The following is a 7,710-nucleotide window of genomic DNA, read 5'->3' on the forward strand; positions in this document are numbered from 1 at the left end:
GGCGGTGTTGGGGGCCAAGTCGCTGATAGACGCGATCAGAGCCTGAGAATGAGGCGCTCTGCGCATCATGCCGCTCGCGCACGCCCGCAGCTCAACTCGTTTTTACACAGCCTCGACTCAAAGCGGGCTTTCAGTGTGCTCGATAGTCGCCACTGGAGTATGTATCGACTATGGGCGAAATGCCGCCGTCCACTAAGGTAACCCACATGTTCGGTGTGCTCTTATCTCGAGCCTGCGTGGCGTCGATGGCTCTCACGGTCGCAGGCGCAGCTGTCGCACAGGATATCGAGGATTCGACGGTAACCGCTTCCAACGGCGTTCTGGTCAGCATCAAAACCATAGCACGCGCCAATCGCCGGGAGATTTACTCTCCAATGGTGGAGGGCGACAGCACCGACATCTACGCGGGACGGATCGACATTGGCGGGGCTGCAGGCGCTCTGTTTCTCCAAGGCTCCGCCTATTATCGGGGACGGGCTCACCTGTACGACCGAGCCGAGTTCTTGGACGGAGATTTGGCGGTCTTCAAGCGCGGACCAGTAATGGTTCGGGAGTGCATTCCCAAGCCTGACGCGCCCCAACCCGACTGCTTGTGGAGCGAAGATTTCACGGTCACTGTCACCCCGGATGAGGTCGCCCATCATTCAAATGATGGAATGCTCGAGGTCGAACTCTCGGGTGGCCCCACCCTAGAGAAAACCAAGCTTTCGATTCCGGTCGACCATATTTACGCGGTCGTTGAGGTCGCTAACGCGCACTAGTCGCCAGGTCCGCTTCCCACCCCTCTCAGACATTTCCGGCGTCTCCTCAAGGCGGCATCGCTCACCCTAGCCATTCCGCGCATCTCGTGAGAACGTTCTCAAAACGGAGCGTGGAGGAACGCCATGAAGACGGGATGGATCGCGGCCCTGGCCGTGACGGCGGCGCTGTGCGCCCCCTGTGCGGCCGAGGCGCAGACGGGCGGTTTCCTGCGGGCCGAGGGGACGCGGATCGTTGATGAGGCGGGCGAGCCGGTCATATTGCGCGGCATGGGGCTGGGCGGCTGGGTGCTGCAGGAAGGCTATATGCTGCAGCTGGGCGCCCTGGGTCCGCAGCATGTGATCCGGGCGCGGATCGCCGACCTGATCGGCGAGGAGAAGACGGAAGGCTTCTACGCCGCCTGGCGCGCCAACCACACGACCAAGGCCGATATCGACGCCATGGGGCGGTGGGGCTTCAACTCGGTGCGGCTGCCGATGCACTATGACCGGCTGACCCTGCCGGCGGATCAGGAGCCGGTCGCGGGGCGGGACACCTGGAAGGAAGAGGGGTTCGCCGAGATCGACGCCCTGCTGGCCTGGGTCAAGGCCAATGGGATGTATCTGATCCTGGACCTGCACGCCGCGCCGGGCGGGCAGGGGAGCGACCTGGCCATCTCGGACCGCGACCCGTCGAAACCGTCGCTGTGGGACAGCGCGGAGAACCGTCGCAAGACCGTGGCCCTGTGGCGGCGGCTGGCCGAACGCTACGCCGACGAGCCGGCCATCGGCGCCTATGACCTGATCAACGAACCCAACTGGGATTTCGAGAAGCCGGCTGGCGGCCATGGCTGCGAGGAGACGACCAACGCCCCGCTGCGGTCGTTGATGAGGGAGATCACGGCGGCGATCCGCGAGGTGGATCCGCGGCACATGATCGTCATCGAGGGCAATTGCTGGGGCAACAACTATCGCGGCGTCACGCCCCTGTGGGACGAGAACACCGTGATCAGCTTCCACAAATACTGGAACGCGACGGACCGGGCCTCGATCGCCGACATCCTGCGGCTGAGGGACGAGACCGGCGCGCCGGTGTGGCTGGGCGAATCCGGCGAGAACTCCAACACCTGGTTCACAGAGACCATCGCCCTGGTCGAGGACGAAGGCATCGGCTGGGCCTTCTGGCCGCTGAAGAAGATCGGCTTCAACCAGCCGCTGGAGATCACGCCGAACTCCGGCTGGCCCAGGCTGGTCGCCTATCTGACGGGCGAGGGGCCCCGGCCGTCGGCGCAGGAGGCGCAAGAGACGCTGATGCGGCTGGCGACCCACGACATCCGGTTCGAGAACAATGTCGAACACCGCGACGTGGTCGACGCCATGCTGCGTCAGCCCCGTTCGGACGCGGCGGTTCCGTATACGGCGCATCGGATCGGGACGGCGGGCGTGACGCTCCGCGCGGCCGACTATGACCTGGGCCGGTCGGGCGTGGCGTGGAAGGACGTCTATGACGCCGACACCGACGGGCCGGGCGAGCGGATCCCCTGGTGGAACACCGGACGGACCTGGCGCAATGACGGCGTGGACATCGGTCTGGACGGCGGCGAGCCCGTGGTGGTCGAGTTCGAGACCGGGGAATGGCTGCGCTATACGGTGACGGCGCAAGCGGCGGGCGACCGGCGGGTGACGGTGGTCGGCGCGGGCGGCCGGGTGTCGGTTTCGCTGAACGGCGGGGCGGCGGCGGGGGGCGATCTGCCCACGGACGACGGATGGCGCGAGGGGCGGTCGGTGGAATTGCCCTTCATGGCGGGGACCAACACCCTGATCCTGAAAGCCGAGGACTGCGGCGCCTGTCGCGTGAAGGAAATCCAGGTCGGGGGCTGAGCCCGGCGCCCAGGGCGTCGAAGACGGGCTTGGCTCCAACATCCGAATTGCGCAGAAGCGGCGGTATGGTAGCGTTCACAAGGTGAAGAGGCGGGGGTTCATGTTCTTCGATAGCCGCATCTTCCGGCGATGGTATGTCGGCATGATGGTGGTGTGGGTCGCCCTGTTCGCGACGTTCAACAGCATCCCGTTCCTGGTCGAGCACTGGTATTACCCGGCCATCATGGTGCTGGGCGCCTTTGTGGCGGGCCTGACGCCTGAGGGCGGCGGCGCCGTGGCCTTCCCCGTGCTCAGCGTGTTTCTCGACATCGATCGGGGGATGGCGCGCGACTTCAGCCTGATGATCCAGAGCGTGGGCATGACCAGCGCGAGCATCTGGATCCTGTCCCGCAAACAGAACCGTCTCGCCTCCTACGCCCCGGTTCTCTGGTTCGTCCCGGTCGCCTTCCTGGGCTTCGTGTTCGGGATGAACGTGATGCAGGGCATTCCGGTCTATATCATCCAGGCCCTGTTTCTCAGCCTGATCATGACCTTCGCCCTGGCCTATATCGCCAGCAAACACCGGGGGCACCGGGACAGGCTGCCGAACACGGGCCGCCTCGACAAACTGATGCTGGCCGCGATTCTCTTTGCGGGCGGCGTCTGCGCCAGCCTGTTCGGCACGGGCGCCGACATCGTCCTGTACACCCTCCTGGTCACCCGTTTCCGGATGGATGAGAAGATCGCCACGCACCAGAGCATCATGGTGATGGCGGCCATCAGCGTCCTGGGTTACGGCTATCGCGCCTTCTGGGATCAGGGGATCACGGACTATCAGGTTCGGACGTGGCTGTGCGCCTATCCGGTCGTTCTCCTCATGGCCCCGTTTGGAAGCTATGTGCTCAGCAAGCTCAAGATCGACTGGATGCTGCGCGGGATTGTGGCCCTCAACATCTTCCAGATGGTCTATTTCAACCTCAAGGCTCCGACGCCCGAAAAGATCGCCTGCTCGCTCGGCTTTTCCGCCGTCCTGTTCGCCGTGTTCTGGCTCACGCTCGCCCACATGGCCCGCTCCAGGCAGCAGGGCTTTGGCGAGGCGGCGACAACGCCGGTGGAGCCGGCGGAATGAGCGCGGGGCGGATGCGACCCGCCCCAGTCCGCCTCCGCCCGTCGCCAGGGCGGAGGTGTTGACGGTCCTCAGTCGTCCAGCCGGCCGGTCAGGAACAGCACGCCGACGGCGGTCAGGGCGCCCAGGGTGAAGGCGGTGATGATGGATCCGGCGGCCACGGCGGTGGAGACGGTGACGGGGCGGGTCTCGTACCATTCGACGATGTCGGCCTCGTGCAGGTCGTCGTCGGCGCGGCCCTCGGCCTCATAGATGTCGGCGGTGTTCATCGGGGGCTCCATAGCAGCGTCAGGGATCAATACGCCCAAACGGCCGAGGTTCCACCCCCCGACGCTCATCACGCCCGTACATCGTGACAGCCCGCCGCGCATCGGCTAGGAGGCGCGGCTCAGGTTTCAGACTCTCGAAGACGATCCCATGGCCGGCCACTCGAAATTCAAGAACATCATGCACCGCAAGGGGCGCGCCGACGCGGTGCGTTCCAAGCTGTTCTCCAAACTGTCGCGCGACATCACGGTGGCGGCCAAGTCGGGTCTGCCCGATCCCGCGGCCAATCCGCGCCTGCGTCTGGCCGTCAACAACGCCAAGGCCGAAAGCCTGCCCAAGGACGTGATCCAGCGGGCCATCAACAAGGCCTCGGGCGGCGACGTCGATACGATGGAAGAGGTCCGCTACGAGGGCCGGGGCCCCGGCGGCGTCGGCATCATCGTCGAGGCCCTGACCGACAACCGCAACCGCGCGGCGTCCAACATCGGCGCGGCCTTCAAGAAGAACGGCGGCGCGCTGAGCGAGATGAACTCGGTCGCCTTCATGTGGGATAAGGTCGGCCAGATCATCTACAAGGCCGAGGCCGGGACCGAGGACGAGGTCATGGAAGCCGCCATCGAGGCCGGCGCCCAGGACGTCGAGAGCGATCTGGTCAAGCCCGACATCTACGAGGACGCGCCGGGCCACACCATCTGGACCGCCTTCGAGGACCTGAACGAGGTCGCCGAGGCCATGTCCAAGGTGCTGGGCGACCCCAAGTCGACCGCCATCGTCTGGAAGCCCCAGTCGGAGGTGACCGTGACGGGCGAGGCCGTCGGCACCCTGTTCAAGCTGCTGGACGCGCTGGACGCCGAGGACGATGTGCAGAACGTCTATTCGAACGAGGACATCTCGGACGAGGATGCGGCCAAGTACGCCGGATAATACGTACACGCGCTGATCTACGAACAGAGGTCTCGACACGTTCGTAACCCGCGATTAACCTCTGGTCATAGGACGGTGAGCGGTTCGATTCGCCTCTGGAGGCAGGGATCGAGGTCGCCCACCGCGATGCGGGCATACGACGCGGGGCGCGACCATGAGACTGACCAGAATCGATCGCGTGCTGTCACGCGGCAAGCCTGAACAGGCCAAGGACGAAGCGGCCGCGCTCGGGCGGCCCGAGCAGGACGTCGCAGGTCTGATCGGCGAGCGGTTCGAGACCATTCAGGACAGTCTGGACCAGCTATCGGAGATGGCGCAGCGGTTCGGCACCTTCGAGACCCTGCTGGGACAACTGCGGGACCCGCTGGAAGCCGAGTTCCGCTCGCGCCGCGACAACCACGTGGAACTGGTCAATCTGCGCAACGCCAACAGCGCGGCGACGAAACAGGTCAGCCTGCTGACCGCCGAGGTCCGCAAGCTGTCGGACGCCCTGGCCGAGTCCGAGGCCAAGGCCGACGATCTGGCGGCGCGCGGCGGCGAGACCACGGTCAATCTGCAGGAGGCCCGGGTCGAACTGGGCCGGCTGCGCAACGAACTGGCCCAGGCGGCGACGCGGCTGGAAGGCCTGGAGACGGTCGAGCGCGCCTCGGCCCAACGGATCCGCGAGCTGGAGCAGGATCAGGAATCGCTGCGCAACCAGTTGAAACAGGCCGAGGTCGCCCGGTCGGAGTCCGACACCACGCGCGGTCAGGTCCAGCGCGATCTGGCCCTGGTGCTGGAAGAGAACACCGCCCTGCGCCGTCGCGTGGACGAGGTCGGGACCGAGGTGGCGGGTCTGGCCCGCGCCGCGGCCGCCGGCGAAGGCCAGCTGGCCACCGAACGCGCCCGCGCCGCCTCCGAACAGGCCGAGGCCGCCCGTTCGATCCGCTCGCTGGAAAGCCAGGTCGAATCGGCCCGCGCCGAGATCGCCGCCCTGACCGCCCGACTGGACACCGCCACGGCGCGCGCCAACGGGCTGGAGGTGCTGAACAGCGAACAGGCCTCGCGCCTGAACGAGCTGCAGACCGGCGGTCACGCCGTCGAACGGCGCGCCGACACGCTGCAGGTCGCCCTGGACCGGGCGGTCGAGCGGGTGCGCGCGCTGGAAACCGAAACCGAGGACGCGCGTCAGCGTCAGGCGGCCATGGAGGTCGCCCGCGTCGCCGCCGTCGACCGCGCCGAGGCCCTGACCAAGGCGGCCATGGCCCACGACAAGGCCATCGCCCGCGCCGAGGAGCGGATGGTGAAGCTGCAGTCCAAGCTGGCCGCCGCCCAGGACGAGCACGAGGCCCGGGTCCAGACCCTGAGCCAGCAGATCAGCGCCCTGCGCGAAGACCTGGAAAGCGCCCGCGCCGAGGGGGCCATGTCGGCCGCCGCCCTGGACGCCGCCCGTCGCGGCCGTGGCGGCCGGGCGACCATCGCGGACGCCGCCGCCCAGCTGCAGGCCATCGTCGGCTGACGACGGGGAACATTCGCCCGACCCCGGCGGTTGATCGGGCATGGTCGCGGATGTTCTCATCGATGCAGTTCCGCCCGTCCTGGGCGCCGTCGTCGCCGGCGGGGTCATCGGACTGGAGCGCGAATGGCGCGGTCGGGCGGCCGGATTCAGAACCCATATCCTCGTCAGCCTGGCCTCGGCCTTGCTGATGCTGGCCGCCCTGTCCCAGGCGGACTGGGCGTTTCGCGCCCTGCCGAACGAGACCATCACCACCGACCCGACCCGGATGGCGCACGGGGTGCTGACGGGGATCGGCTTCCTGTGCGCCGGCGTGATCTTCCGCACCGGGTTTTCCGTTCACGGCCTGACCACGGCGGCGTCGCTGTGGATCACCTCGGCCATCGGCCTGTTGTTCGGCGTGGGCCTGTACGGACTGGGGGCGCTGGGCACGGTGGTGACGGCGGCGATCCTGGGCGGGCTGAGGTTGATCGACCAGCGCCTGCCGGGGCGGACCGTGATCGACGCCGTCGTCTGCTGGGAGCGGCGCGAGCCCTCGCCCGAGGCCGCGGTCCAGGCGGCCTTGCGGACGACGGACGCCGACGTGCGCCCCGGACGGTTCGAAATGACGGAGGACGGACGGGCGCGACGCACCTGGCGGCTGAAGGCGGCGAGCGAGACGGACCTGCAACGTCTGGCGGAGCAGCTGGGCGCCGTACCGGGCGTGACCGGCTATCGCCTGGATCCGCGCGACGATTGAAACCGTTCATTGCCCGATAACCCTCTTTGCGGCATGAGGGGAACGGATGGCGAACGAACCTGTCAGAATCATCGGGCTGGATCCCGGTCTGCGACGCACCGGCTGGGGGGTGATCGTCTCGGACGGCGCGCGTCTGCGGTGGGTGGCGCACGGGGTGGTGGCCCCGCCCGAGGCTGCGCCCTTTTCCGAACGCCTGCTGTTCCTGTTCGAGGCCCTGGGGACCATCTGCGCCGACCACGGCTGCGAGGAGGCGGCGGTGGAAGAGGTGTTCGTCAATGTGAACCCGTCCTCGACGCTAAAGCTGGGCCATGCGCGGGCGGCGGTGATGCTGGCCCCCGCCAAGCTGGGCCTGGCGGTGGCGGAATATTCGCCGAATCTGATCAAGAAGGCCGTGGTCGGGGCGGGCCATGCCGACAAGAGCCAGATCGCCTTTATGATCAAGCGGCTGTTGCCGACGGCGGGGGACGTCAAGGCCGCCGCCGCCGACGCCCTGGCCGTGGCGGTCACCCATGCGCAACTGAGGAAACGGTCCTTGCTGGAAGCCATGCACCGGGGGGCGGCG

General features: G+C 67.2%; 8 protein-coding genes. 7 read left to right on the forward strand and 1 reads right to left on the reverse strand.

Annotation, left to right across the window (positions count from 1 at the left end):
* The first annotated feature begins 206 nt into the window (after positions 1-206).
* The 3 genes from ER13_RS14590 to ER13_RS14600 all read left to right on the forward strand — a co-directional run bounded on the left by ER13_RS14590 (position 207) and on the right by ER13_RS14600 (position 3,726).
* On the forward strand, positions 207-761 hold the full coding sequence (locus ER13_RS14590) for a hypothetical protein (RefSeq protein WP_154726695.1): 555 nt from the start codon (positions 207-209) through the stop codon (positions 759-761).
* 123 nt (positions 762-884) lie between these two features.
* The gene (locus tag ER13_RS14595; RefSeq protein ID WP_035310376.1) at positions 885-2,618 is read left to right on the forward strand and encodes a cellulase family glycosylhydrolase; all 1,734 of its coding nucleotides are present in this window, start codon (positions 885-887) and stop codon (positions 2,616-2,618) included.
* A 100-nt stretch (positions 2,619-2,718) separates the two neighbouring features.
* Positions 2,719-3,726, forward strand: coding sequence for a sulfite exporter TauE/SafE family protein (locus ER13_RS14600; protein ID WP_035310378.1), 1,008 nt, complete (start codon positions 2,719-2,721; stop codon positions 3,724-3,726).
* Between the two features lie 68 nt (positions 3,727-3,794).
* Here the strand turns inward: ER13_RS14600 and ER13_RS14605 are convergent, their stop codons facing one another.
* Positions 3,795-3,992 carry a hypothetical protein gene (locus tag ER13_RS14605; protein WP_008260485.1) on the reverse strand — a complete coding sequence of 66 codons (198 nt, stop codon included), beginning with the start codon at positions 3,990-3,992 and terminating at the stop codon, positions 3,795-3,797.
* 148 nt (positions 3,993-4,140) lie between these two features.
* Here ER13_RS14605 and ER13_RS14610 point away from each other — a divergent pair, with 148 nt between their 5' ends.
* The 4 genes from ER13_RS14610 to ruvC all read left to right on the forward strand — a co-directional run.
* Complete coding sequence (locus tag ER13_RS14610) at positions 4,141-4,914, forward strand: YebC/PmpR family DNA-binding transcriptional regulator (RefSeq protein ID WP_008262780.1); 774 nt, start codon at positions 4,141-4,143, stop codon at positions 4,912-4,914.
* Between the two features lie 154 nt (positions 4,915-5,068).
* A complete protein-coding gene (locus ER13_RS14615) occupies positions 5,069-6,412 on the forward strand; it encodes a hypothetical protein (protein ID WP_035310381.1) in 1,344 nt (447 codons plus the stop codon).
* A 40-nt stretch (positions 6,413-6,452) separates the two neighbouring features.
* Positions 6,453-7,148 (forward strand): MgtC/SapB family protein, encoded by a 696-nt coding sequence (locus ER13_RS14620; RefSeq protein WP_008259017.1) that lies wholly within the window; start codon positions 6,453-6,455, stop codon positions 7,146-7,148.
* A gap of 46 nt (positions 7,149-7,194) precedes the next feature.
* Positions 7,195-7,710 (forward strand): crossover junction endodeoxyribonuclease RuvC (gene ruvC / locus ER13_RS14625; protein WP_035310383.1); only part of this gene is annotated, 516 nt, incomplete at its 3' end.

Origin of the sequence: Brevundimonas sp. EAKA (assembly GCF_000698025.1) — a bacterium.
GTDB classification, from domain to species: Bacteria; Pseudomonadota; Alphaproteobacteria; order Caulobacterales; family Caulobacteraceae; genus Brevundimonas; species Brevundimonas mediterranea_A.

Coding starts and splice junctions, on each gene's coding strand:
- ER13_RS14620 (WP_008259017.1), top strand. CDS start 6,453: ATGGTCGCGGATGTTCTCATCGATGCAGTTCCGCCCGTCCTGGGCGCC.
- ER13_RS14605 (WP_008260485.1), bottom strand. CDS start 3,992: ATGAACACCGCCGACATCTATGAGGCCGAGGGCCGCGCCGACGACGAC.
- ER13_RS14615 (WP_035310381.1), top strand. CDS start 5,069: ATGAGACTGACCAGAATCGATCGCGTGCTGTCACGCGGCAAGCCTGAA.
- ER13_RS14590 (WP_154726695.1), top strand. CDS start 207: ATGTTCGGTGTGCTCTTATCTCGAGCCTGCGTGGCGTCGATGGCTCTC.
- ER13_RS14600 (WP_035310378.1), top strand. CDS start 2,719: ATGTTCTTCGATAGCCGCATCTTCCGGCGATGGTATGTCGGCATGATG.
- ER13_RS14610 (WP_008262780.1), top strand. CDS start 4,141: ATGGCCGGCCACTCGAAATTCAAGAACATCATGCACCGCAAGGGGCGC.
- ER13_RS14595 (WP_035310376.1), top strand. CDS start 885: ATGAAGACGGGATGGATCGCGGCCCTGGCCGTGACGGCGGCGCTGTGC.